This is a genomic window from Streptomyces sp. NPDC050610 (assembly GCF_040654875.1).
Lineage (GTDB): Bacteria > Actinomycetota > Actinomycetes > Streptomycetales > Streptomycetaceae > Streptomyces.
The window spans coordinates 177484-200917 of record NZ_JBFAIV010000002.1 but is presented as its reverse complement, the minus strand read 5'-3'; the positions used below and the strand labels follow the sequence as shown (position 1 = coordinate 200917).

Sequence of the window (23434 nt, the reverse complement as noted above, 5' to 3'; positions counted from 1 at the left end):
AGGGGCGCAGAGCGCTTCGTTCGATGGCAAGTTCGATGGCAAGGGTGTCGCAGGGGGCCGGGAGCCCCCTGACGGCTGATGGTCGCCGGTTGTCAGTGGGCGCCGTTAGCCTCACTGGAGTGGCAGCACGCATCACCGATCCCGAGCAGCTCAAGGAGCTCCTCGGCATCCCGTTCACCCCGGAGCAGACGGCCTGCATCACCGCGCCGCCCGCCCCGCAGGTCATCGTGGCCGGAGCCGGGTCCGGCAAGACCACGGTGATGGCCGCGCGCGTCGTCTGGCTGGTCGGCACCGGCCAGGTCGCGCCCGAGCAGGTGCTGGGCCTCACCTTCACCAACAAGGCGGCGGGCGAGCTGTCCGAGCGGGTCCGCAAGGCCCTCGTCGAAGCCGGTGTCACCGACCCGGAGCCGATCGACCCCGACGAGGCGCCTGGTGATCCGCAGATCTCGACGTACCACGCGTTCGCCGGCCGGCTCCTCAAGGAGCACGGCCTGCGCATCGGCCTGGAGCCCACCTCCCGGCTGCTCGCCGACGCCACGCGCTTCCAGCTCGCCGCCCGCGTCCTGCGCACCTCGCCCGGCCCCTACCCGGCGCTCACCCGCTCCTTCAGCGACCTCGTCGCCGACCTCCTCGCCCTCGACGGCGAACTCTCCGAGCACCTGGTGGACCCGGAGCGGCTGCGCGCGCATGACACCGCGCTGCTGCGCACCCTGGAAGGCGCCAAGCTCAGCAACCCCGATCTGCGCAAGGCCCCCGACGCCGCCCGCGCCCGCCTCGAACTCCTCGACCTGATCGGCGGGTACCGCAAGGAGAAGCGCGACCGCGACCTCATCGACTTCGGCGACCAGATCGCCCTGTCCGCCCGGCTGGCCCAGGACCGGCCGGAGGTCGGCCGCATCCTGCGCGAGCAGTTCGCGGTGGTCCTCCTCGACGAGTACCAGGACACGTCCGTGGCCCAGCGGCTGCTGCTCTCCGGACTGTTCGGGGGCGGCACGGGGCACGCCGTCACCGCCGTCGGCGACCCCTGCCAGGCCATCTACGGGTGGCGCGGCGCCTCCGTGGCCAACCTCGACGACTTCCCGGACCACTTCCCGTACGAGGACGGCACCCCCGCGCGGCGCTTCGCGCTCAGCGAGAACCGCCGCAGCGGCGGCCGCCTCCTCGACCTCGCCAACCGCCTCGCCGCCCCGCTGCGCGCCCGCCACGAGGGCGTGGAGGCGCTGCGCCCCGCCCCCGGAGCCGAGCGCGACGGCCTCGTACGGTGCGCGCTGCTGCCCACCCACGCCGAGGAGCTGGCCTGGCTCGCCGACTCCATCGCCCACCTGGTGCGCACCGGCACCCGGCCGGGCGGCATCGCCGTGCTGTGCCGCACGGCCGGGGACTTCGCGCGCGTCCAGGGGGAACTGGTCGAGCGGGACATCCCGGTCGAGGTCGTCGGCCTCTCCGGGCTGCTGCACCTGCCGGAGATCGCCGACCTCGTCGCCGTCTGCGAGGTCCTCCAGGACCCGACGGCCAACGCCGCGCTCGTCCGGCTGCTGACCGGCCCGCGCTGGCGCATCGGCCCGCGCGACCTGGCGCTGCTGGGCCGCCGCGCCCGTACGCTCGTGCCCTACGGCGGCGGCGAGAGCGACCCGGACCGCAGGCTGGCCGAGGCCGTGGAGGGCGTCGACCCGGCCGAGACGGTCTCCCTGGCCGACGCCCTCGACACCTTCCTGGCGGCCGATGCCTCCGCCCCGGACGACGGGCTGCCGTTCTCCGCCGAGGCCCGGGTGCGCTTCGCCCGGCTCGCCGCCGAACTGCGCGACCTGCGCCGCTCCCTGGCCGACCCGCTCATGGACGTCCTGCACCGGGTGCTGGCCACCACCGGCCTGGAGGTCGAGCTCTCCGCCTCCCCGCACGCGCTGGCCGCCCGGCGCCGCGAGACCCTTTCGAGCTTCCTCGACATCGCGGCGGGCTTCGCCGCCCTGGGCGGCGAGACCACGCTGCTCGCCTTCCTGGGTTTCCTGCGCACCGCCGAGCAGTACGAGAAGGGACTCGACAGCTCCCTCCCCGGAGGGGAGGACACCGTCAAGGTGCTCACCGCCCACAAGTCCAAGGGACTTGAGTGGGACGTCGTCGCCGTACCCGGGCTGGTCGGCAAGCAGTTCCCCAGCGAGCAGTCCCGCGAGTCCTGGACGGCCCAGGCCAAGGTGCTGCCGCACGCGCTGCGCGGCGACGCCGGCACGCTGCCGGACATCAAGGCGTGGGACGCCAAGGGGATGGCCGCCTTCAAGGCGGCCATAAAGGCCCACCAGGAGACCGAGGAACTCCGCCTCGGCTACGTCACCTTCACCCGCCCCCGCTCCCTGCTGCTCGGCTCCGGCCACTGGTGGGGGCCCTCCCAGAAGAAGCCGCGGGGCCCCTCCGCGTTCCTGGAGGCCCTGCGCGAGCACTGCGAGGCGGGCTACGGCGAGATCGAGGCATGGGCCGACGCACCGGAGGAGGGCGCGGAGAACCCCGTGCTCGCCGCGTCGGAGGCGGACCGCGCGTGGCCGCTGCCCCTGGACCCGCAGGCCCTCGCCCGCCGCCACGCCGCCGCCGACGCAGTCATGGCCCACCTGAACCGCATGGCGGGGCCCCCTGGCGGGCAGGGGGCGCACGAGCGCGGGGACGGCCCGTATCCGCACACCGCGTCCCCGGACGCCGATCAGGAGCCCGCCCCGCCGCCCCCGGACGAGCCGTTTCCCGCCGACCCGCTCCTCGACGACGAGCCGCTGTACGAACCGCCGGCCGACGACCCGTACGGCGAGCCGGACCCGTACGACGGGCCGCCGGACGAGGAGCCGTACGGCGGCCCGCAGCCCGAAGACGGCGGCGCCGGCCTCTGGGACGACTGGCCGGCGGCCGAGCGGCCCGGCGGCCACCCGCCCGAGGCGCCGGCGACGGCCTCCGCCCTGCCGGGGCCGCGCCGCGGCCCGGAAGCCGGTACGGGCGCCAGCACGCGCATCGGCCCCGCCCCGCGCACCCGCCCCATGGAGAGCGCCGAAGCGGGGCACGGCCACCGCGTTGGTCCCGTCGTCGTGCCCGCCGGACCGGTGCATTCCGCTACCGGCCGGGACGCGGCGCCCGCGCGCGAGCACCCCGCCCCGGTCGGCGAGGCGGCCGGGGAGACGGACGCCCGGCCGGTGCTCCCCCCTGACGCCGCTGAAGCCCCCCTGCCGCCCGAGGAACAGCGCCTCGCGGACTCCTGGGACCGGGACCTCGACGCGCTCGCCGGGGAGCTGCGGCGCACCCGCGCGGCCGTCCGGGACGTCCCCCTGCCGTCCGCGCTGAGCGCCTCGCAGCTGCTGCGGCTCGCCGCCGACCCCGAGGGCTTCGCACGCGACCTGGCCCGCCCCATGCCCCGCGCACCGCAGCCCGCGGCCCGTCGCGGCACGCGGTTCCACGCCTGGGTGGAGTCCCGGTTCGAGGCGCTGCCGCTGCCGCTGCTCGGCCCCGACGAACTGCCCGGCGGCGCCGACGACGAACCCGAGATCGCCGACGAACGCGACCTGGCCGCCCTCAAGGAAGCCTTCGAGCGCACCCCGTACGCCCACCGCACCCCCTGCCAGGTCGAGGTGCCGGTCCAGCTGACCCTCGCGGGCCGGGTGATCCGCGGCCGGATCGACGCCGTGTACCGGGAGAGCGGCCCCGAGGGCGACACCTACGAGATCGTCGACTGGAAGACCGGCCACGGCCGCGACGCCGACCCCCTCCAGCTCGCGATCTACCGCCTCGCCTGGGCCGAGCGGCACGGACTGCCGCTGTCGTCCGTCTCGGCGGCCTTCCTGTACGTACGCAGCGGCGAGGTCGTCCGGCCCGCCGGACTGCCGGACCGCGCGGCCCTGGAACAGCTCCTCCTCGGCCCGTCCGGCGGCGAGGAAACCCGGTAATGGGCACGGGTCGCAGGCGGATAGGGTCGATGTCATGAGCAACACCCCGGACAGTGCCGTCCGCACGTACCTCGACGGTCACCGCACCGCCTTCCTCGACGATCTCACCGAGTGGCTGCGCATCCCCTCCGTCTCGGCCGACCCCGGCCACGCGGGCGACGTCCGCCGCAGCGCCGAATGGCTGGCCGCGAAGCTGACCGCGACGGGCTTCACGACCACCGAGATCTGGGAGACGGCCGGGGCGCCCGCGGTCTTCGCCGAGTGGCCCTCCGGCGACCCGGCGGCCCCCACAGTCCTCGTCTACGGGCACCACGACGTGCAGCCCGCGGCCCGCGAGGACGGCTGGCACACCGACCCCTTCGACCCCGTCGTCAAGGACGGTCGCCTGTACGCGCGCGGCGCCGCCGACGACAAGGGGCAGGTGTTCTTCCACACCCTGGGCGTACGGGCCCACCTGGCGGCCACCGGGCGCACCGCGCCCGCGGTCAACCTCAAGCTCCTCATCGAGGGCGAGGAGGAGTCCGGCTCCCCGAACTTCCCCGACCTGATCCGCGACCGAGCCGACCGCCTCGCCTGCGACACCGTGATCGTCTCCGACACCGGCATGTGGTCGGAGGACACCCCGACGGTCTGCACCGGCATGCGCGGCCTCACCGACTGCCAGGTCGACCTCTACGGGCCGGACCAGGACATCCACTCCGGCTCCTTCGGCGGCGCGGTGCCCAACCCCGCCACCGAGGCGGCCCGGCTGGCCGCCGCGCTCCACGACGACGAGCGCAAGGTCGCCGTCCCCGGCTTCTACGACGGCGTCGTGGAGCTGACCGACCGCGAGCGCGAGCTCTTCGCCGAGCTGCCCTTCGACGAGTCGCGGTGGCTGCGCACCGCGCACTCCCACGCCACCGTCGGCGAGGCCGGGCACACCACCCTGGAGCGGATCTGGGCGCGGCCCACCGCCGAGGTCAACGGCATCAGCGGCGGCTACCAGGGGCCCGGCGGGAAGACCATCGTGCCGTCCAGCGCCCAGCTGAAGCTGTCGTTCCGGCTGGTGGCCGGCCAGGACGGCGAGAAGATCCAGCAGAGCGTGCGCGAGTGGATCGCCGCGCGCCTGCCGGCCGGCATCCGCCACGAGATCACTTTCTGGGGCGCGACCCGCCCCTGTCTGACGCCGCTGGACCACCCCGCGCTCCAGTCCGTCGTACGGGCCATGGGGCGGGCCTTCGAGCAGCAGATCCGCTTCACGCGCGAGGGCGGCTCGGGCCCGGCCGCCGACCTCCAGGACGTGCTCGGCGTCCCGGTGCTCTTCCTGGGCATCTCCGTGCCCTCGGACGGCTGGCACGCGCCGAACGAGAAGGTCGAACTGGACCTCCTCATGAAGGGCGTCGAGACGGCCGCCTACCTCTGGGGCGACCTCGCCGAGCACTGGCCCACCGACAGCTGACGCGCAAGTACGCGCTTCAGCGCACGCCCAGTCGTAAACCACCCGTTCGCAGGGGGAGTTGGAAGCAGCCGTGACCACCACCGATCGCACCGACAGCCGGCCCATCACGCTCAGCGTCGAGAGCGGCATCGACCGCGCCGCGCACCACCGGCTCGACGAGGCGTGGCTGGCCGCGGCCTGGAGCCACCCCACGACGCGGGTCTTCGTGGTCTCCGGCGGTCAGGCTCTGATCGACGACACCCCCGACGGCCGCACCGAACTCGTCATGACCCCGGCCTTCGAGGCCCCCGTCACCGAGACGCACCGCTACTTCCTCGGCGAGGACGAGGACGGCGTCCGCTACTTCGCGCTCCAGAAGGACGCGCTGCCCGGCCGGATGGACCAGTCCGCGCGCCCGGCGGGCCTGCGCGAGGCGGGGCTGCTGCTGTCGCCGCGCGACGCGGGGCTCCTGGTGCACGCGGTGGCGCTGGAGAACTGGCAGCGGCTGCACCGCTTCTGCTCGCGCTGCGGCGAGCGCACCGTCGTGGCCGCCGCCGGGCACATCCGCCGCTGCCAGGCGTGCGGCGCCGAGCACTACCCCCGCACCGACCCCGCCGTGATCATGCTGGTGACGGACGAGGAGGACCGGGCGCTGCTAGGCCGCCAGATGCACTGGCCGGAGGGCCGCTTTTCGACCCTCGCCGGGTTCGTCGAACCGGGGGAGTCGATCGAGCAGGCCGTGCGGCGCGAGGTCGCCGAGGAGGCGGGCGTGGTGGTCGGCGACGTCGAGTACGTCGCCAGCCAGCCCTGGCCCTTCCCGTCCAGCCTGATGCTCGGGTTCATGGCGCAGGCCACGTCCTCGGAGATCCAGGTGGACGGCGAGGAGATCCACGAGGCCCGCTGGTTCTCGCGGGACGACCTGCGGGCCGCGTTCGACTCCGGCGAGGTCCTGCCGCCCACGGGCATCTCGATCGCGGCCCGGCTCATCGAGCTCTGGTACGGCAAGCCGCTGCCGCAGTCCTGAGCCGCCCTGCGGGCCCGCGCCGCCCGCGGCGGGGCCCGCAGAGACACCGAGGGCCCGGATCCAGCTGGATCCGGGCCCTTCGACGCGGGCGGTCAGGCGGCGAGGGCCTGCTTGACCTGGGCCAGGCTCGGGTTGGTCATGACCGACTCGGTGCCGGACTCCGCCACCACCAGCAGCGTCGGCACGGTCTGGTTGCCGCCGTTCGCCTTCTCCACGAAGGCCGCGGAGTCGGCATCGTGCTCGATGTTGACCTCGGTGTACGCGATCCCCTCGCGGTCCATCTGGCCCTTCAGCCGGCGGCAGTAGCCGCACCAGGTGGTGCTGTACATCGTCACAGTGCCCGACATCAGTCCTCGCGCTCCTTCGTACTGGCGTGATTGCGGTGGTAGAACGCGCAACCGACGCCGACCATTCCCGGTCCGGGCCCGACCCCGGTCCGTGCCGGGCCCGGCATCAGTCGGCATCGGCCGGTATTAGTACGACCGGAGCCGGACGCCTGTGGACAACCGTCACGGTCGTCCCAGCGGACCTGGCAGCATGGCGGGGTGACAGCAGCAACGCGTTCCACCCTCTTCCCTCAGGTTCCGGACTCTGCCGACGCGGTGCTCGACGGGCTCGACCCCGAGCAGCGCGAGGTGGCCACGGCCCTGCGCGGTCCGGTATGCGTGCTGGCCGGGGCCGGTACGGGCAAGACGCGCGCGATCACCCACCGCATCGCGTACGGCGTCCGGTCCGGGATACTCCAGCCCGCGAACGTGCTCGCCGTCACCTTCACCGCCCGCGCCGCGGGCGAGATGCGCGGACGGCTGCGCCAGCTCGGCGCGGGCGGCGTCCAGGCCCGTACATTCCACTCGGCGGCGCTGCGCCAGCTCCAGTACTTCTGGCCCAAGGCCGTCGGCGGCGACGTGCCGCGGCTGATCGAGCGCAAGGTCCAGTTGGTCGCGGAGGCCGCCGCGCGCTGCCGCGTCCGCCTCGACCGCAACGAACTGCGTGATGTCACGGGCGAGATCGAGTGGTCCAAGGTCACCCAGACCGTGCCCGAGGACTATCCGGCCGCCATGGCCAAGGCCGGTCGCGAGGCGTCCCGCGACCCGGCCGAGATCGGCCGGATCTACGCCACGTACGAGCAGCTCAAGCGCGACCGCGGCGTGATCGATTTCGAGGACGTGCTGCTGCTCACCGTCGGCGTGATCCAGGACCGGCACGACATCGCGGAGACCGTGCGCGGCCAGTACCAGCACTTCGTGGTCGACGAGTACCAGGACGTCAGCCCCCTCCAGCAGCGCCTCCTCGACCTGTGGGTCGGCGACCGGAACAACCTGTGCGTCGTCGGCGACGCCAGCCAGACCATCTACTCCTTCACCGGCGCCACCCCCGACCACCTGCTGAACTTCCGCAACCGGCACCCGGACGCGACGGTGGTCAAGCTCATCCGCGACTACCGCTCCACCCCCCAGGTCGTGAGCCTCGCCAACGGCGTCCTCGCCCACGCCCGCGGCCGGGCCGCCGAACACCGCCTCGAACTGATCTCGCAGCGCGAGGCCGGCCCCGAACCCTCCTACACGGAGTACGCGGACGAGCCCGCCGAGGCCGAAGGCACCGCCCGCCGCGTCCGCGACCTCATCGCCTCGGGCGTGCCCGCGAGCGAGATCGCGATCCTCTACCGCGCCAATTCCCAGTCCGCGGTCTACGAGGGCGCCCTCGCCGACGCCGGGGTGCCCTATCAGCTGCGCGGCGCCGAGCGGTTCTTCGAGCGTACGGAGGTGCGCGAGGCGCGGGCGGTGCTGCGCGGGGCCGCCCGCTTCGGGGGCAACGACGCCCTGCTCGACGACATCGTGGAGCTGCCCTCCCAGGTGCGGGCGGTGCTCAGCACCAAGGGCTGGACGCCCGAGCCGCCCGCCGGAGCCGGCTCGGTCCGCGACCGCTGGGAATCCCTCGCGGCCCTGGTGCGGCTCGCCGAGGACTTCGTACGGGTCAAGGCGGACGCGACCCTCGCCGACCTCGTCGTCGAGCTCGACGAGCGCGCGAACGCCCAGCACGCGCCGACCGTCGAAGGTGTGACGCTCGCCTCACTGCACGCGGCGAAGGGCCTGGAGTGGGACGCCGTGTTCCTGGTCGGCCTCACCGAGGGCATGATGCCGATCACCTACGCCAAGACCGACGAGCAGGTCGAGGAGGAGCGACGGCTCCTCTATGTCGGCGTCACCCGGGCCCGCTTCCACCTCGGCCTGTCCTGGGCGCTGTCCCGCACCCCCGGCGGCCGCGCCACGCGCCGCGCCAGCCGCTTCCTGAACGGCCTGCGGCCCGGCTCGGGGGCCCGGCGGCCCGAGGCGTCGAGCGCGGGCGGCGCAGGGGGCGTGGAGCGCCCCGGCGCGCCCGTCCGCAAGCGGCGGGTGCCCGCCCGGTGCCGGGTCTGCGGCCGCACGCTGACGGACGCGGGCGAGATGAAGCTCATGCGCTGCGAGGACTGCCCCTCCGAGCTCGACGAGGCGCTGTACGCGCGGCTGCACGACTGGCGCGCCGAGCGGGCCAAGGGGCTCGGGCAGCCCGCGTACTGCATCTTCACGGACAAGACGCTGCTGGCCATCGCCGAGGCGGTGCCGGAGAACGAAGGGCAGCTCGCGGGCATCTCCGGGGTGGGAGTGCGCAAACTCGGCAGGTTCGGCGCCGACGTTTTGGCGCTGTGCGCGGGCGAGGACCTGACGGCCGCCGACGGTGCGGCGGGCGCCGCTGAGGCCGCGAGCGCGGAGCATGTCGCGGACGCCGCGGAAAAATCTTCCGAAGACTCTGAGAAAAAATAGTTTGCGCGCGCGGACGGCATACCCATAGCCTTCCGAGCACGAGGTCAACGGCTCTTCCTGGAACCGATGATTTCGTGCTGTACTTAACAACCGCGGACTGGTTCAGCCGGTCCCACGAGACGCCGAGAGGAGGCGAAGACCAAATGAGCAACTTCACGATCATCACCAAACTGACCGATCGCCCGGTCGTCGCCTTCTGCCCGAGCGGCTCTTCCTTGGCTTCGCTTTCCGCCACCGGTCTGTCCGGCGTCGTGGAATCGCGCTTTACCGAGCGTGAGCGGCCGACTCAGGCACAGGCAGTAGTGGCAGCGGCAGCGCAGGCAGGCGCCTTCGCATCCGCCGAGTCGCTCAAGGGCGCCGGCTACGTGAACAGCCTGAATGACCCGAAGACGCAGCACCAGCACCACATGTGGGCCTACCGCGGCCTCGAACCCTGGAGAGATCCAGCCTGATCGGCGCGATCAGGTCGGCACCTTCCAGGGCCGCGGAACCCACACCGGGTTTCGCGGCCCTTTTGTTTTGCCATACGTCCGGCCACAAGCCGGACCGACAGACGAGGAACACAAGACCGTGCAACTCAAGGCACACACCCCGTCAGTAGCAACCGACCTGATCCCCCCGCCCGGTCTTACGGAGGACTCCTTGACCCCGCCCGCCCCGCTCACCGCCCTCACCGACCTCGACGACGCGATCGAGAACCTCGGCGTACCCGTGCCCTGCCGCTCCTACGACCCGGAGGTCTTCTTCGCCGAGACCCCGGCCGACGTGGAGTACGCCAAGTCCCTCTGCCAGACCTGTCCCCTCCGCGAGGCGTGCCTGGCCGGCGCCAAGGACCGCCGCGAGCCGTGGGGCGTCTGGGGCGGCGAGCTCTTCGTCCAGGGCGTGGTGGTGGCCCGCAAGCGCCCGCGTGGCCGTCCGCGCAAGAACCCGGTCACAGCATGAGCACCCTCGGCACCATCGATCGCCCAGCGACGCACGACCCCAAGAAGCAGGACCAGATCATGACCCCGCCCATCTCCGAGACCCCCGCCCGTGACACCTCCGGTGCGACGGAGTCGAGCCAGAACAGGACCCTCGAAATGCAACTCATCCCAGAAGCCTTGGCCCGCGCGCATATGAACGATCGGCTGCGCGAGGCCGACACGGAGCGCAAGGCCCTCCGGCTGGCCACCGCCCGCCGGATGCAGCGCCGCGCGGAGCGTGCCTCGCTCCGCGCCCGCCGCGCCCTGGCCATGGCCGTCATGCACTGACGGCCCAACGGCCACACGCCCGAACGCGCACGGCCCGAAGCGGCGGATCGCTCGTCGCGCGACGCAGAGCGATCAGCCCACGCGGCATGGCGGGCCGGTCCTGTCCCGATGAGGACGGGGCCGGCCCGCCGCGCTGTGTCGGTCGGGTGTCCATCGGGCGTGAGTCGGGTGTCGGCCGGGTTGTGCCCCGCACGAACCGTTCGCGGGGATATCGTCGGGGAGTGGACCAGAAGACGCATGAACAGGTGCCGTCGGACCCTGAAACTCCCGTCGTGTGCGCCCGTTGCGGCACCGCCGCCGACCGGACGCCGCCGACCTGGACCTGCTCCGTCGAGAACGGCGCCCGCCGCTTCTTCTGCGACGACTGCGCCCGCGCCAACATCAGAGCGATCGAAGGACGCCTCGACTCGCCCTGGTGGTGAGCGCGGGCCCCGGTCAGGCGCGGGCCCCGGTCAGGCGGGGGCCTCCTCGGAAGCCTCCTCGGACTCCTCGCCCACGTGGAACCCGGGCACCCACGCCTCCAACTCGTCCCGCAGCCGTACAGACGCCCCGAGCTGGCACAGCACCCCGATGGTGCTCGTCGTCACCCGGTGTATCAGCAGATACGAGGGCGGCAGATTGAGCTGCCGGGCGAGCTGGTGGGCAGGGGAGCGCGGGTCAGCGATCCGCGCCGCCTGCGCCCGCATCCAGCTCCGGGAGAACGTGAACTTCGTCACTTGCGCCGGTTCGATGATCGGCAGCAGATAGTCCAGCACCGCGTCCGGGTCCAGCTCGATCGACGGCTTGACGAACCCCTCCTCCCGCAGCAGGTCCAAGACCCCCTCCGCATGGCCGTCCAGCGTCATCCGCAGCGCCGTGCCGATCGTCGGCGGCAGCCCGTCCGGCAGCCGGTCCACCGTGCCGAAGTCCAGCACGCCCAGCCGCCACGACTCCGGCGGGCCGTCGGAGCCGTCGCCCGTCAGCAGCCGGAAATTGCCCGGATGCGGGTCGGCGTGCAGCAGCCCCGTACGGGCCGTGCCCGAGAAGAGGAAGCGCGCCAGCAGCTGCCCGGCCCGGTCCCGCTCCTCCTGGCTGCCGCTCTCTATCACCTCGGAGAGCGGCACCCCGCCCATCCACTCCGTGATCAGCACCTGGTCGCCCTGGTGCACCACGTCCGGCACCACCACGTCCGGGTCCTGCGCGAACTCCCGCGCGTGGGCGCGCTGCGCCCGCGCCTCCAGTTCGTAGTCCAGCTCCTCGGAGATCCGGTCGCGCAGCTCGGAGATGAGCGGCTTGATGTCCATGCCCGGAATCAGCGGCCCCAGCAGCCGCGCGAACCGGCTCAGCTGGGTGAGATCCGACAGCAGCGCCTCGCCGGCCCCCGGGTACTGCACCTTGACCGCGACCTCGCGCCCGTCGTGCCACACCGCCCGGTGTACCTGCCCGATCGACGCGGCGGCGGCCGGCTTGTCCTCGAACTCCGTGAACAGATCCCGCCAGTCCTCGCCGAGCCGCTCCTCCAGCGCCGCGTGCACCGAGCGGGTCGGCATCGGCGGCGCGGCCTCCTGGAGCTTGGTCAGCGTGGCCCGGTACGGCCCGGCGATCTCCTCGGGCAGCGCCGATTCGAAGACCGACAGGGCCTGCCCGAACTTCATCGCACCGCCCTTCAGCTCGCCGAGCACCTTGAACAGCTGCTCGGCCGTGCGCTGTTGCAGCTCGCGCCCCACGAGCTCCGCCGACCGGCCGCCGATCCGCTTGCCGAGCCCCCAGGTGGCGCGGCCCGCGAAGCCGAGTGGCAACGCGGCCAACTTGGCGGTGCGGGTGACCGCTTTGCGGGGAAGATCAGACATGCACCCCTCCAACTACCTGAACAGCCACGCCGAGTACGACTGTTACCCGACCATTGTCCCGTGCAACGGCTTCGAGGCCGAGGCGCATTCAGGATGAGCGGATCCTGCTGCTCCGCACGAGCATGCCGGATGCGGAGCGATACGCCGTGGAGCCCAGCCCGCGCCCGGCAGCGTGACCTCCAGCCGGGCCCCCGCCGATTCCGGCGGCCGGCCGTCCAGGAAGGCCAGCGCCTGCACGGCCGCCAGCCCACTGACCACCGTAGCGAGCGCGGCGTCGCAGGACGGCACCCCCACCGCCCGACCCGACCGCCACTGGGCGAGCATCCGGGGCCAGGTGGGGTCGCGCTCGGCCCGGCCCAGCTCCAGACAGCCCGCACACGCCGAGCCGCCCGGCAGCACCAGCGGCCCCACCACCCCTGTGCATTCGATGACACCCGCGTACAAATGAGGCGTCCCGGACACGATGAAAGGTTCGGCGACGGCCGGTTCCGGCGCGTACGCCGCGAGGCCGTCCCGTGGCGCGAGCACCACCAGCGACAGCGGCGGCTGCTCCGCTCCGTCGGACACCCCCGCCCTGTCGGGCGGCGTGTCCTGGCGAGACCGGGCACGCGGCCGCGACCCCGGCGCGGACTGCCGGACGATCCGCCGGGCCGCGGCGTCGCGCCGCTCACCGATCTGCTCGGCGCGGACGCCGCCCGGCACCGTGTCCCACGGCTCGACGCACCCCCCTTCCAGCACATCGACCTGCCCCACCCCCGACGCCGACAGCAGGGCGGCGATCGTGGCCCCCACCCGTCCCGCGCCCCGCACCTGTACCCGCATCGCCCGGCGCGCCCCCAGCAGCCGCAGCGCGCCGCCCGGCTCCGAGTGCAGCACGGAGAGCGATGCCAGATCGGGCCGCAGCCGGTCCAGGGCCGGGCCCGTGTCGCGCAGCGCGGCCGCGGGCTCCCCGCCGCCCAGCGGATCGTCCAGCAGGCCGGCCGCGGCCAGCCGCTCCACCAGCGAGTCCGCCCGGCCCTCGGGCAGCCCCATCGCCTTGGCCTGGGCACGCAGCAGCGGGAGGCCGCGCGTCCCGTCCAGCAGGTCGAGGAAACTCCCCGTCGCCGTGTCCACCGGGCCCAGCACCACGGCGTGTGCGGGCGCCACCCCGAACTGCACGGTGTCGCGGTTGCGCCAGCCGCGCCGCAGCGCGGGCTTGATCATCGGATGCATGATCGCCTCCCCCATCGGTCGGAACCAGCATGGGCGGCCCGGCGAATCGCTGCCGAAAGTTATCCACAGGCAGGCGTGTTTGTCGTACAAGTAGTGCACTCCGATGAGTGTTTCCCCCGACAACCGAGCGAGGTCGGGACTTCCGTCGCCGCCAGCGGGTAACGTCGAGACGTGTCCGTCGACCCTCTGCACAGTGCCGCAAGATCACCGCGCAGCGCCCCGAGCCCGCAGTCCCGCTCGTCCGGGGCGAACGCGGTCGAGGTCCGCCGGAGCACACGCCGACGCAGAACGGTCTCGGCGTACCGCGAGGGCGACCGCACCGTGGTCCTCATCCCGGCCCGGATGTCCGAGGCCGAGGAGCAGCGCTGGGTGGGCGTGATGCTGGAGAAGCTCGCCGCGCAGGAGAACAAGCGCATGCTGGGCGACTCCGAACTGGCCGAGCGCGCGGAGCGGCTCTCCGGCCAGTACCTCGGCGGCCGGGCCCGCCCCGCCTCCGTCCGCTGGGTCACCAACCAGAACACCCGGTGGGGCTCGTGCACGCCCGCCGAAGGCAGCATCCGCCTGTCGCACCGCCTCCAGGGCATGCCGGAGTACGTCGTGGACTACGTACTCGTCCACGAGCTGGCCCACCTGCTCGTGCCGGGGCACGGCCCGCGCTTCTGGCGCCTCCTGGAGTCCTACCCCCGCACCGAGCGGGCCCGGGGCTACCTGGAGGGCGTGGTCGCCGCGGACCGGCTGCCGCACCTGCCCGCGGCCCGCAGCGAATAGCCGCGGCCCGTAGCGGGGGGCCGGCCACGCGGCGGACGAGCGTGGCCCACGGCCGTACCGGGCCCGGTGCCCCGGCATCGCCGCCCGGCTTGGGCAGCCGTTAGCCTGTCGCAACGCAAGCACGGCAGGGTACGGACGGGGGACGGGCTGACGCATGGCCAGGGAATTCCAGCGCGGTCACAAGGCCAGGATCAGTGACCTGACGGCGGGGACCGATCTGTACGTGGGCGTGCAGATCGCCGGGGCCGGCCTCTCCTTCGACATCAGCGCGTTCGGTCTCGACGCCGAGGAGCGGCTCTCGGACGACCGCTACTTCATCTTCTTCAACCAGCCCGCATCGCCCGAAGAGGCGATCCAGCAGCTCGGCGCGCAGGCGGGGGACACGGAGTCGTTCCGCGTCACCCTCGACCGCGTGCCCGCCGCGATCCACCGGCTCTCCTTCACCGCGACGATCGACGGCGCGGGCCAGATGTCGCAGGTCGGCCCCGGCTATCTGCGCATCGTCGCCGGGGGCGAGGAAGTCGCCCGCTACTCCTTCGACGGCACGGAGTTCAGCACCGAGCGCGCGGTGATGCTCGGCGACTTCTACCGCAAGGACGTCTGGCGGTTCGCGGCCGTCGGGCAGGGGTTCGACGGCGGACTCGAAGCGCTGCTCAAGAACTTCGGCGGCGAGGTCCTGGCGGAGGAAGCCGAGCCGCCCGCGCAGCCCGCCGTACCGGGCTTCGCCCCGCCGCCGGCCGAACCGCCGCCCTTCGCACCCCCGGCGGCCGCCGCACCGCCGCCCGGCCCGCCCCAGGGGCAGAGCCCGCCGCCGCCCCCACCGGTGCACGCGGCGCCGACCATCGCCGCCCCCATCGCGCCGCCCGGCCACTTCCCCGGCCCGGCACAGCCGCACGTCCAGCCCCCGCCGCCCCCGCCCGGCGTGCCCGGTCAGCCGGGCCCGTACGACCAGACCGTCCAGCCCAGCCACCCCGCACCGTACGGAGGCCCGCAAGCCGCCTCCCCCGGGACGCAGCCGTTTCCCCCGGAGGCGCAGGCGCCGCAGGAGAACACCACGGCGCCCGGCGTCCAAGCCGCGCTCGCGCGGTACCGGGAGGCGCCGAACGGAGCGCGCTGGACCTCTCAGAACGACAGGCTGATCCGCGTCGATCTGAGCGCCGACGGCGGGCCCGTCCTCGCCCGGCAGGGCAGCATGGTGCTCTACCAGGGCAAGGTCGACTTCGGCTACAAGGGCGCCGGATTCGCCGGCCGTATCGTCGGCAACGCCACCGGCCAGGAGATGCAGCTGATGCGCTGCACCGGCCGCGGCCAGGTCTTCCTGGCGGAGAACTCCGCCCACCTGCACCCCATCGAGCTCCAGGGCGACGCGATCTGCGTCTCCGCCGACGCCGTGCTCGCCTTCGACGAGTCACTGCGCCACGAGGTGCGCCGCATCGAGGGCCACGGCATCCCCGGCGGTGCGCTGTTCACCATGCAGTTCCAGGGCAAGGGCACCGTCGTCGTCAAGACGCACGGAACCCCCGTCGTCCTGCCGGTCACCCCGACCACCTTCGCGGACAGCAACGCCGTCGTCGCCTGGTCCGCCGCCGCGCAGGTGATCATCTCCAGCCAGGTCCGGCTGCGCCGGCACGCCTACCCGGGACACTCCGGCGAGACCGTGAACCTCCAGTTCCGCGGCGCGCCCGGCAACTTCATCGTCGTCCAGCCCTACGAGGTCTGAAGGAGCCCGTCATGGACCAGACACTGATCTCGGGCTTCGCCCCGGCCCCGGCCGCCGCCCGGATGGAGAACCACGGCAGCAGCATGCTGAAGGTGGCCATGCGCAGCGGCCAGGACCTCTTCGCGCGCACCGGCTCGATGGTCGCGTACGAGGGGTTCGTGCAGTACGAGCCGAATCCGCCGGCCGTCCGCCAGCTGGCGTCCCAGTGGCTGACCGGCGAGGGCGCGCCCCTCATGACCTGCCGCGGCGACGGCCTGCTCTACCTCGCCGACTACGGCGCGGACGTCATCTGCCTCGACCTGAACGGCGACTCGCTCTCCGTCAACGGCACCAATCTGCTCGCCTTCGACGCGCACCTCCAGTGGGGCGTGCAGCGGGTCAAGGGAATGGCGAAGTTCGCCGGGCAGGGACTGTTCAACGTCGCCGTCTCCGGCACCGGCTGGGTCGCGATCACCTCGCGCGGCACCCCGATCGTCGTGGACTGCGGGCGCGGCGAGGACGAGACCTATGTGGACCCGGACGCCCTCGTCGCCTGGTCCACCGGGCTCAAGATGAAGGGGAAGCGCAGCTTCAAGGCGTCCTCGATGATCGGCCGGGGCAGCGGCGAGGCGTACCAGCTGGGCTTCTCCGGCAAGGGATTCGTCGTGGTGCAGCCCAGCGAGGACAGCGCCGACCGGCTCCGGGCCCGGGGCTGAGGGGGAACGAGGAGACCATGCAGAGCCCGCTTTTCGGCTACACCGAGGCCCAGAGCCAGGACCGCTACGCGCTCCAGAACGCCCAGCTGCTGCGCGTCGCGCTCAGCGGCCACGACGACGTACTCGCCCGCAAGGGTTCCATGGTCGCCTACCAGGGGCTGATCGAGTTCGACGGCGAGTACCAGTCGCAGGGGCAGAAGCACGCGCGCGCCCGCACGGGGGAGGGCCTGGACCTGATGCGCTGCTCCGGGCAGGGCACCGTGTACCTCGCCAACCTCGCCCAGCACGTCCATGTGGTGGACGTGGACCACGACGGGCTGACCGTCGACGGCGCGTACGTCCTGGCGCTCGACTCCACGCTGCACTGGGAGGCCATCGCCGTGGACAGCCAGTTCGGCGTCTCCGGCTCGGGCAAGTGCAACCTCAACATCTCCGGGCAGGGCAAGGTGGCCCTGATGACCTCCGGGAAGCCCCTGATGCTCCAGGTCACCCCGGACAAGTACGTCAACGCGGACGCCGACGCGATCGTCGCCTGGTCGTCCTCGCTGCGCGTCCAGATGCAGGCGCAGACGCATTCGTCCGGCGTGTGGCGGCGGCGCGGCGGCGCGGGGGAGGGCTGGGAGCTGAGCTTCCTGGGGCAGGGCTACGCGCTCGTGCAGCCCAGCGAGCTGCTGCCGCCGCAGGGCGCGGAGATCGGCCAGGGGCTCGCGGCCCAGTACGGCTTGGGTCAGCAGGGCGCGTACGGCCAGAACCAGGGCAACATCTGGACCAACCGCTGACGGAGCCGCCGACCGGTCGGGGGCGCCGCTTCACGAAGCGGTGCCCCCGATACCGGCCGTCTTCTTAAAGCCCCGATACCGGCCGTCTTCTTAAAGAAGAGAGCGCGTGCGCTCCATGAGGCGCACGACCGACTCGTCGGCCACCGTCGGCACCTCGTCGTACCCGAACCAGCGCAGGTCCAGCGACTCGTCGCTGATCGCCTCGACGGCCTCCGCCGGGGCGAGTGCCGCGTACTGCACGTCGAGGTGCCAGGCGCACGGCGTCGAATGGCGGTCCAGCAGTACGGGACCGCCGGGCAGCAGCGTCAGCCCGGTCTCGATCCCGGACTCCTCCCGCGCCTCCCGGAGCGCGGCGTCCTCCAGCGTCGCGTCCTGCCGCTCGCAGTGTCCGCCCATCTGGAGCCACATCTTCAGCTTGCGGTGCAGCGTCAGCAGGACGCGCTCCCCGGCCGGATCGATGACCAGCGCGCTCGCCGTGAGATGCGCCCCCGGGCACACCTTCCACATTCCGGCCGGCTGCGTCGCCAGATGCTCCAGGTAGGCCAGCCGCAGCTCCTGCTGGCCCGAATCCGGCGCGGGCCACTGGTCGAGGACCCGCGCGGCGTTCTCGTGCAGGGTCACTTGTCGGCGTCGCCCTCGTCGTGCTTGCCCTTGTTCTTGCCGTCGCCCGTGGCCGTGTCGTCGTCCTCACGACCCTTGCCGGACCCGGGCCGGTCTGGTCCGGACTCGCCGGTCTCCGAAGCACCCGCTTCCCGCGAGCCGGTTTCCGAAGCGCCGGTTTCCGAAGCGCCGGACTCCGCCGGTCCGGACTCCGGGCGGTCCTGCTCGTCGATGACCGGCTTGTTGAGGTCGGGCTTGCTCGGACCGCTGCCGGCCGCCTCGCCGAGCATCTTGTCGAGCTCGGAGAAGTCCATCTGCTCGTGGTGGACGAACCCGTCCGGGTCGTCGAGGTCCGCGGCCGTCGGCAGCATGTCCGGGTGCTCCCAGAGGGCGTCGCGCCCGTCCAGGCCCCGCGCGTCGGTGAGCGACGCCCACAGCCGCGACGCGTCGCGCAGCCGCCGAGGCCGCAGCTCCAGGCCGATCAGCGTGGCGAAGGTCTGCTCGGCCGGCCCGCCCGAGGCGCGTCGCCTGCGCAGCGTCTCCCGCAGCGCGTCCGCGGACGGCAGATGCGGGGCCGCCGCGGCGTGCACCACCGCGTCGACCCAGCCCTCGACCAGCGCGAGCGCGGTCTCCAGCCGGGCCAGCGCCGCCTTCTGCTCCGGGGTGTCCTCCGGCTGGAACATGCCCTGCTGGAGCGCGTCCTGCAGCTGCTCGGGATGGGACGGGTCGATCTGGCCGACGACGTCCTCCAGCTTGGAGGTGTCGACCTTGATCCCGCGCGCGTACCCCTCGACGGCGCCGAACAGGTGCGAGCGCAGCCACGGCACATGGGTGAAGAGCCGCTGGTGGGCGGCCTCGCGCAGCGCCAGGTAGAGCCGCACCTCCTCCTGCGGGACGCCCAGGCCCTTGCCGAACGCCTCGACGTTGACCGGCAGCAGCGCGGCCTTGCCCGCCGGGCCCAGCGGCAGCCCGATGTCGGTCGAACCGACCACCTCGCCGCCCAGCACACCGAGCGCCTGCCCGATCTGGGTGCCGAACATCGCGCCGCCCATGGACCGCATCATGCCGAGCAGCGGGCCCGCCATGGCCTGCATCTCCTCGGGCAGCACATCGCCCATGGCCGCCCCGACGCGCTCCGCGACCGGGTCCACGAGGTCCTTCCACACCGGGAGGGTGGCCTCGACCCACTCGGCGCGGCTCCACGCCACCGCCGTGTTCGCGCCCGACGGCAGCGAGGTCACGCCGTCCAGCCACAGGTCCGCCAGCCGCACGACCTCGTCCACCCAGGCCCGCTCGCCCGGCGAGACGCTCGCGTCCTTGGTGCCGTCGGCGGTGCCCTGCGCGACGGTCTGCCGCGCGATGTCCTTGGCCATGTCCCAGTTCACCGGGCCGCCCTCGTACGAGAGCATCTGCCCGAGCTGCTGAAAGGCCGCGCCCAGGTCGTTCGGGTTCAGCGACCCGAACATCGAGGCGAACGGATTGTCTCCGCCGCCCGTCCCGTCGAACCCGAACGGATTCGCGGGACCCTGGCCACCACCCTGGCCTCCCTTCTTCTTGCCGTCGTCGCCGTCCTCCGGCTCCTCCGGCGGAAGGCCGAATCCGAATGGGGTGTCACTCACGGGTTTCCTCGGCTCGTAGGGCCGCCGGCCCGGGGCCGACGGCGAATGCCCGACAACACAACCCAGCGTAGACACCGGGCCCGGTTGCGGCCTCGGTGCTCCGCCGGCCCGAGGCCTGCGGCAGGATGGACATCACCTGGTGCGTACGCGTCATCGCGCATGCGTACTGAAGACAACCTCTGGAGACGCCTGGTGAGTTCCCCAGATCCGCACGTTCGCGCAGCGCGAAACGGTACAGCCCATGGTGCCGCGAAGTCCGGCCGACGGCCTGTCGTGGCCGTCACGGGCGCCGCCGCCGGCATCGGCGCCCTGCTCGCGCAACGCCTCGCCGAGTCCGAGGAGATCAAGCAGGTCATCGCCATCGACGAGCGCCGCGGCGACGTCACCGAGGCGACATGGCACGTGCTGGACGTCCGGGACCCGGCCATCGCGGACAAGCTGCGCGGGGCGGACGTCGTCGTCCACCTCGCCGTCGACCTCGACCTGGAGACCGACCCCGGGGCCCGTACGGCGTACAACGTGCGCGGCACCCAGACCGTGCTCACCGCCGCCGCGGCGGCGGGCGTGCACCGGGTGGTGCTGTGCACCTCGGCGATGGTCTACGGGGCGCTCCCCGAGAACGACGTGCCGCTCGCCGAGGACGCCGAGCTGCGCGCCACCGCCGACGCCACGGGCGTCGGCGACCTGCTGGAGATCGAGCGGCTCGCCAAGCGCGCCCCGCGGGCCCACCCCGGGCTGAACGTCACGGTGCTGCGCCCCGCCGTCCTCGTCGGCGGCACGGACACCGCGCTCACCCGCTACTTCGAGTCGCCGCGCCTCCTGGTCGTCGCCGGCTCCCGGCCCACCTGGCAGTTCTGCCATGTGCAGGACCTGGTCAGCGCCCTGGAGTTCGCCGCCCTGGAGAAGGCCGAGGGCGAGCTCGCGGTGGGCTGCGACGGCTGGCTGGAACAGGAAGAGGTCGAGGAGCTCACCGGAATCCGCCGGATGGAGCTGCCCTCGGCGGTCGCCCTGGGCGCGGCCTCGCGGCTGCACCGGCTGGGGCTGACCCCGTCCCCGGCCGGCGACCTCGCGTTCACCATGCACCCCTGGGTGGTCAGCGGCAGCCGGCTGCACGAGGCGGGCTGGCGGCCCCGGTGGACCAATGAGGAGGTGCTCGCCGAGCTGCTGGAGGAGGTCTCGGGCCGCCATACGGTCGCGGGCCGCCGGCTGGGCCGCAAGGACGCCGCCACCACGCTGGGGGCCGCCGGCGCCACGGTCGCGCTGGTGGGCACGGCCGCGCTGGTCCGCCGCGCCCGCAAGGCACGTCGGCGCCTATAGGGGCTCCGGGCCAGAGGGCCCCGGGCAAAGAGGGCCCGGCTCGTACGGGGGAGCCTGTACGGGCCTCCCAGCGGCCCGGCCCACGGGGCCGGAGCGCCGCCTCACGCCCGGCCGCTGCCGGGGCCGTAGCCGCTGCCCGTACGCCCGGCCGGTGCCGGGGCCGCCGTGCGGTGCGGCACGATGGGGGCATGGCAAGCATCCACGACCGTCCCGCCGTCCCCGCGCAGAGCGCCGCCTCCCCCATCCGGCTGCTCGCCGTCCGGGACACCCCGCTGTCCCTGGACGAGGTCTTCGCGGCGGTCGGCGACCGGGCCGCTGGCGGCACCGCGCTCTTCGTCGGCACGGTGCGCGACCACGACGGCGGCGCGGAGGTCGCCGGTCTCGGCTACTCCGCGCACCCGAGCGCCGAGGCGGAGATGCGCCGGGTCGCCGAGAAGGTCGCGGCGGACTTCCCGGTACGGGCCATGGCGGCCGTCCACCGGGTCGGCGATCTGGCGGTGGGGGACCTGGCCGTGGTGGTCGCGGTCTCCTGTCCGCACCGGGCCGAGGCGTTCGCGGCGTGCCGCAGGCTGATCGACGACCTCAAGCACGAGGTCCCGATCTGGAAGCACCAGCAGTTCTCGGACGGCACCGAGGAGTGGGTCGGCGCCTGCTGAGGCGCTGCTCAGCCATGGCGGGGCACGGCGAGGCGCGGCGGGTCATGGCGAGCCACCGCTGAAGCGCTGCTCAGCCGCGGGCGGGGAATCGGCGGGAAATCGGCGAGTGGGCGATGGCCGATCGGTAAGACCGTCAGCAGGGCCATCAGCAAGACCATCGGCAAGGCACAGAAAGAGCGTTGGGCCGAACGTGGTGCTCCGGTTGCGGAACCCTTCTCCTGGCATAAGCGTTGACCTGACGGATGGTTAATCTGCTTTTTTGCTGATTACGGTTGGGCTGGTGCCGCGACCGGCGGAGTCCGCATGTCCGCGCGCGAAATCCGGTGATGTACACCGGGTTGCGCCGGGGCGGATCACGCCGGAAGGCGCTGAGGGGCCGGGAGGCCGATGTGGGTGCGCTCATCTGGTTGCTGATTCCGCTTTCGACGGCGATCGCCGCTGCCATATGGGGAAGTTGGGCCACTCGTAACCGGACGTACGGGGATATCGCGGAGCTCGCCGGCTACGCGCGGTTCCGTGCGGCGATGGAGCGGCCGGATTCCGGTTCGGAACCCGCCCAGGCGGCGCCCGGCCGACCCTAGGCACGCCGCGGCACATCGCCGCGCCGCGTCAACCGGCCGGGCCACGGACGGCCCGGCCCCACGGGTGGGCTGTCAGACCTGTCCCGTACTGTCGTTCCATGCCCCGCCGCACAGCGACGATGCTCGCCTCCCTCCTGATGCTGATCGCGCTGCTCTGCGCGGGTGTGCTGATCCCGGTGCCGTACGCGGACATGTCCCCCGGACCCACCGTCAACACCATCGGCGAGCACGACGGCGAGCCCGTGCTGCAGATCACCGGGCACAAGACGTATCCGACGTCCGGGCACCTCAACATGACGACGGTCCGGGTCACCGGCTCCCAGTACCGGATGAACCTCGTCGAGGCCCTCTTCGGCTGGCTCAACCACGACGACCTCGTCGTCCCGCACGAGACGGTCTACCCGGACGACAAGACCCCGGCCCAGGTGAGCCAGGACAACGCCGAGGAATTCAGCCAGTCCCAGGAGACCGCGAAGGTCGCCGCGCTCAAAGCGGTCGGCATCCCGGTCGGCAGCCGCATCGTCGTGGGGTCCGTCGTCAAGGCCAGCCCGGCCGAGGGCAAGCTGCACGCGGGCGACGTGATCAAGGCCGTGGACGGTACCGCGGTCAAGCAGCCCGAGGACGTGGCCAAGCTCGTCACCAAGCACAAGCCCGGCGAGAAGGTCGTCTTCACCGTCGTGCCGGTCAAGGAGGCTGCCGAGGCGGAGAAGGCCAAGAAGGAGCCGAAGGAGACCCGGAAGGTCGCCCTGACCACCGCCAAGGCCCCCGAGGACAAGCGCGCCATCGTCGGCATCAAGGCCGCCGTCGACCACACGTTCCCGTTCACCATCGACATCAAGCTGCCGGACATCGGCGGGCCGAGCGCCGGGCTGATGTTCGCCCTCGGGATCGTCGACAAGCTCACGCCGGGCGATCTGACGGGCGGCAAGTTCGTGGCGGGCACGGGGACCATAGACGACAAGGGCGCGGTCGGCCCCATCGGCGGCATCGCGATGAAGGTCGTGGCCGCCCGCGACAAGGGCGCGCGCTACTTCCTGACGCCCAAGGACAATTGCGCGACCGCCGCCAAGGACACTCCCGACGGGCTCCGGCTCGTGAAGGTCGGCACGATAGGCGACGCGCTGAAGGCCCTGGAGAAGATCCGCAAGGGGGACACGGCCGGCCTGCCGCGGTGCACGACAGGCTGACCGTACGGACGGGGGCGGGCCCCGGAGCGCTCCGCCGCCGGAGCCGCTCCGGGGCCGCGGCTTGGGCG

Annotated in this window: 20 protein-coding genes and 1 pseudogene; 16 read left to right on the top strand and 5 right to left on the bottom strand. The window is 72.9% G+C overall.

Features of this window, described 5'->3' with window-relative positions; genetic code table 11:
- Positions 1-119 precede the first annotated feature (119 nt).
- The 3 genes from AB0I22_RS03150 (at position 120) to nudC (ending at position 6352) form a co-directional block, all read left to right on the top strand.
- Positions 120-3911 (top strand): UvrD-helicase domain-containing protein, encoded by a 3792-nt coding sequence (locus AB0I22_RS03150; RefSeq protein ID WP_363128860.1) that lies wholly within the window; start codon positions 120-122, stop codon positions 3909-3911.
- 34 nt (positions 3912-3945) lie between these two features.
- Entirely contained in the window at positions 3946-5349 is a 1404-nt protein-coding gene (locus AB0I22_RS03145; protein WP_363128859.1) for a dipeptidase, read from the top strand.
- Between the two features lie 70 nt (positions 5350-5419).
- The gene (nudC, locus tag AB0I22_RS03140) at positions 5420-6352 is read left to right on the top strand and encodes an NAD(+) diphosphatase (RefSeq protein WP_363128858.1); all 933 of its coding nucleotides are present in this window, start codon (positions 5420-5422) and stop codon (positions 6350-6352) included.
- Positions 6353-6444: 92 nt separating this feature from the next.
- On the opposite strand, the gene AB0I22_RS03135 is transcribed toward nudC, so the two are convergent.
- Positions 6445-6699 (bottom strand): glutaredoxin domain-containing protein, encoded by a 255-nt coding sequence (locus AB0I22_RS03135; protein ID WP_363128857.1) that lies wholly within the window; start codon positions 6697-6699, stop codon positions 6445-6447.
- Between the two features lie 198 nt (positions 6700-6897).
- On the opposite strand from AB0I22_RS03135, the gene AB0I22_RS03130 reads away from it, so the two are divergent.
- The 5 genes from AB0I22_RS03130 to AB0I22_RS03110 all read left to right on the top strand — a co-directional run bounded on the left by AB0I22_RS03130 (position 6898) and on the right by AB0I22_RS03110 (position 10825).
- Positions 6898-9153, top strand: coding sequence for an ATP-dependent DNA helicase UvrD2 (locus tag AB0I22_RS03130; RefSeq protein WP_363128856.1), 2256 nt, complete (start codon positions 6898-6900; stop codon positions 9151-9153).
- A 143-nt stretch (positions 9154-9296) separates the two neighbouring features.
- Complete coding sequence (locus AB0I22_RS03125) at positions 9297-9605, top strand: hypothetical protein (protein WP_363128855.1); 309 nt, start codon at positions 9297-9299, stop codon at positions 9603-9605.
- Between the two features lie 118 nt (positions 9606-9723).
- Positions 9724-10095: a WhiB family transcriptional regulator gene (locus AB0I22_RS03120; protein WP_030878493.1), complete on the top strand. Its 372-nt coding sequence runs from the start codon at positions 9724-9726 to the stop codon at positions 10093-10095.
- Positions 10092-10403, top strand: coding sequence for a hypothetical protein (locus tag AB0I22_RS03115; RefSeq protein ID WP_363128854.1), 312 nt, complete (start codon positions 10092-10094; stop codon positions 10401-10403). The genes AB0I22_RS03120 and AB0I22_RS03115 overlap by 4 nt, the downstream gene beginning before the upstream one ends.
- A gap of 221 nt (positions 10404-10624) precedes the next feature.
- Positions 10625-10825 carry a hypothetical protein gene (locus tag AB0I22_RS03110; protein ID WP_363128853.1) on the top strand — a complete coding sequence of 67 codons (201 nt, stop codon included), beginning with the start codon at positions 10625-10627 and terminating at the stop codon, positions 10823-10825.
- 30 nt (positions 10826-10855) lie between these two features.
- On the opposite strand, the gene AB0I22_RS03105 is transcribed toward AB0I22_RS03110, so the two are convergent.
- Both AB0I22_RS03105 and AB0I22_RS03100 read right to left on the bottom strand, forming a co-directional pair.
- The gene (locus tag AB0I22_RS03105; protein WP_363128852.1) at positions 10856-12232 is read right to left on the bottom strand and encodes an AarF/ABC1/UbiB kinase family protein; all 1377 of its coding nucleotides are present in this window, start codon (positions 12230-12232) and stop codon (positions 10856-10858) included.
- Between the two features lie 42 nt (positions 12233-12274).
- Entirely contained in the window at positions 12275-13444 is a 1170-nt protein-coding gene (locus AB0I22_RS03100) for a ThiF family adenylyltransferase (RefSeq protein WP_363128851.1), read from the bottom strand.
- A gap of 171 nt (positions 13445-13615) precedes the next feature.
- On the opposite strand from AB0I22_RS03100, the gene AB0I22_RS03095 reads away from it, so the two are divergent.
- The 4 genes from AB0I22_RS03095 (at position 13616) to AB0I22_RS03080 (ending at position 17406) form a co-directional block, all read left to right on the top strand.
- Positions 13616-14212, top strand: coding sequence for a M48 family metallopeptidase (locus tag AB0I22_RS03095; protein ID WP_363128850.1), 597 nt, complete (start codon positions 13616-13618; stop codon positions 14210-14212).
- A 154-nt stretch (positions 14213-14366) separates the two neighbouring features.
- Complete coding sequence (locus AB0I22_RS03090; RefSeq protein WP_363128849.1) at positions 14367-15932, top strand: TerD family protein; 1566 nt, start codon at positions 14367-14369, stop codon at positions 15930-15932.
- An 11-nt stretch (positions 15933-15943) separates the two neighbouring features.
- A complete protein-coding gene (locus tag AB0I22_RS03085; protein ID WP_363128848.1) occupies positions 15944-16627 on the top strand; it encodes an AIM24 family protein in 684 nt (227 codons plus the stop codon).
- 17 nt (positions 16628-16644) lie between these two features.
- Positions 16645-17406 carry an AIM24 family protein gene (locus AB0I22_RS03080; RefSeq protein WP_363128847.1) on the top strand — a complete coding sequence of 254 codons (762 nt, stop codon included), beginning with the start codon at positions 16645-16647 and terminating at the stop codon, positions 17404-17406.
- A 90-nt stretch (positions 17407-17496) separates the two neighbouring features.
- On the opposite strand, the gene AB0I22_RS03075 is transcribed toward AB0I22_RS03080, so the two are convergent.
- The gene (locus tag AB0I22_RS03075) at positions 17497-18027 is read right to left on the bottom strand and encodes an NUDIX hydrolase (protein WP_363128846.1); all 531 of its coding nucleotides are present in this window, start codon (positions 18025-18027) and stop codon (positions 17497-17499) included.
- Positions 18028-18275: 248 nt separating this feature from the next.
- Positions 18276-19625 (bottom strand): annotated as a pseudogene (locus tag AB0I22_RS03070) (zinc-dependent metalloprotease); the annotation flags it as partial.
- A 192-nt stretch (positions 19626-19817) separates the two neighbouring features.
- Here AB0I22_RS03070 and AB0I22_RS03065 point away from each other — a divergent pair.
- The 4 genes from AB0I22_RS03065 (at position 19818) to AB0I22_RS03050 (ending at position 23366) form a co-directional block, all read left to right on the top strand.
- On the top strand, positions 19818-20942 hold the full coding sequence (locus AB0I22_RS03065; protein WP_363128845.1) for an NAD-dependent epimerase/dehydratase family protein: 1125 nt from the start codon (positions 19818-19820) through the stop codon (positions 20940-20942).
- Between the two features lie 188 nt (positions 20943-21130).
- Positions 21131-21598, top strand: coding sequence for a molybdenum cofactor biosynthesis protein MoaE (locus tag AB0I22_RS03060; protein WP_363128844.1), 468 nt, complete (start codon positions 21131-21133; stop codon positions 21596-21598).
- A gap of 389 nt (positions 21599-21987) precedes the next feature.
- Positions 21988-22179 carry a hypothetical protein gene (locus AB0I22_RS03055; protein WP_363128843.1) on the top strand — a complete coding sequence of 64 codons (192 nt, stop codon included), beginning with the start codon at positions 21988-21990 and terminating at the stop codon, positions 22177-22179.
- Positions 22180-22277: 98 nt separating this feature from the next.
- A complete protein-coding gene (locus tag AB0I22_RS03050; protein ID WP_363128842.1) occupies positions 22278-23366 on the top strand; it encodes a PDZ domain-containing protein in 1089 nt (362 codons plus the stop codon).
- Positions 23367-23434: the final 68 nt, after the last annotated feature.